The sequence below is a fragment of the Mycolicibacterium hodleri genome, assembly GCF_025822245.1.
Classification (GTDB): domain Bacteria; phylum Actinomycetota; class Actinomycetes; order Mycobacteriales; family Mycobacteriaceae; genus Mycobacterium; species Mycobacterium hodleri.
In genome coordinates this window covers 1-1,318 of record NZ_JACKTL010000001.1, presented here as the reverse complement: position 1 = coordinate 1,318, position 1,318 = coordinate 1, and the positions used below count along the sequence as shown (strand labels likewise).

The window sequence follows — 1,318 nt, the reverse complement described above, 5'->3', positions numbered from 1 at the left end:
CCGTGCCTACCCCGAAAGCACAGAACTTCTTCAGCGAATCCGGTCGATGCCTCCGAAGTGAACCCCTACGTCTTGAGTGCGACCCCCGTCACGCTGTATAGCTAACTGAATTGTTAACGGGTCGAATATCGGTGAGCGGAAAGAAAGACCACCAGCCATTTGCCGGTATGATCGGCACCCGGGTGGAGATGTCTGCCGAACCGCTGATCAACGTTGCAAGGGACTTCATGAGTACCGAGAAGTTGACGATGGCCGCACAGGTCGCGGCCAAGACCCGCGAAGCCGGACCCGATCACGACCCCTCTTCGTTGGCGCTCCCGCTCGCGCTCTACCGTGCCGTGACCGCCTTCGGTCGGGTCGCCGCCGAGGAGTTGGCCCCGGTCGACCTCTCGATGAGCCAGTTCAACGTTCTGACCGTCCTCAAGCGGGCCGAGAGGCCGATGACGATGGGCGCACTAGCGGACTCTATTTCTGTACGCCAAGCCAGCCTGACGAGCGTGGTGGACACGCTGACCAAGGCAGGTTTTGTCACACGCAAGGTGAATCCCCGCGATCGGCGCCGGTTGTGGTCGCGATATCGAAGAAGGGCGATCAGTTCATGACCGAGTTTCTGCCCGGTCATTACGACTTTCTGCAGAGACTCTTTGCCGGTATCAACCCGCGACACAGGCAGCAGCTGCTTGCACGACTGAACGAACTAATAGATTGCTTGGAGAACTACCCGAGTGGCCAGCGCACCTCCTGATCGGTCCCCGGGTATAGGACGGTCGACGCCGCTACGGTGCTGACGTCCACTCACCGGTCCTCGCTTGGCATCCACGGCTCCAACTGAGGGATCTATCGGGTGCACTCAGGTAGTGAGTACTCCCGAGAAGAACGTTCGCTCGTCGGCTAGGTTGCGTCCGACCTTGGTGAAACGTGGCAGTCCGCGTGGCGTTCAGGGTTTGTCGCGAGGTGCGAATGACATTGCAGCACAGAAAGAATTATTGATACGACGCTGCACGACCGCAGCGAAGAACTGTGTCGATGTGATGGTCGACAGTTTGCGTCGCCAGCCGCACCGCTGCGCCCGCTTGACGTGGGCATCGTCTCCCCTTCGAGGGTCGATTTACACAGAAGCCTAAATTTCTACCTTGCAGATATTCGGGAAGTATGATAAAAACTGGGTACTGTACTGGCTGAGAGGACGTCGAAGGTTGCTCAAAGACGCTTCAATTTGTGTGAGCTTGCTTGGAGCGGAAACACGCTTCGTAGATGTCGACGGCGTCCGTACCAGGACAATTCAGGCAGGGGAAGGTCCGGACCTCATTCTCCTGCA

1 pseudogene is annotated in these 1,318 nt (G+C 58.1%); it reads left to right on the top strand.

Features of this window, described 5'->3' with window-relative positions:
- Nucleotides 1–227 precede the first annotated feature (227 nt).
- Nucleotides 228–745: pseudogene (locus tag H7J06_RS00005) on the top strand (MarR family winged helix-turn-helix transcriptional regulator).
- Nucleotides 746–1,318: the final 573 nt, after the last annotated feature.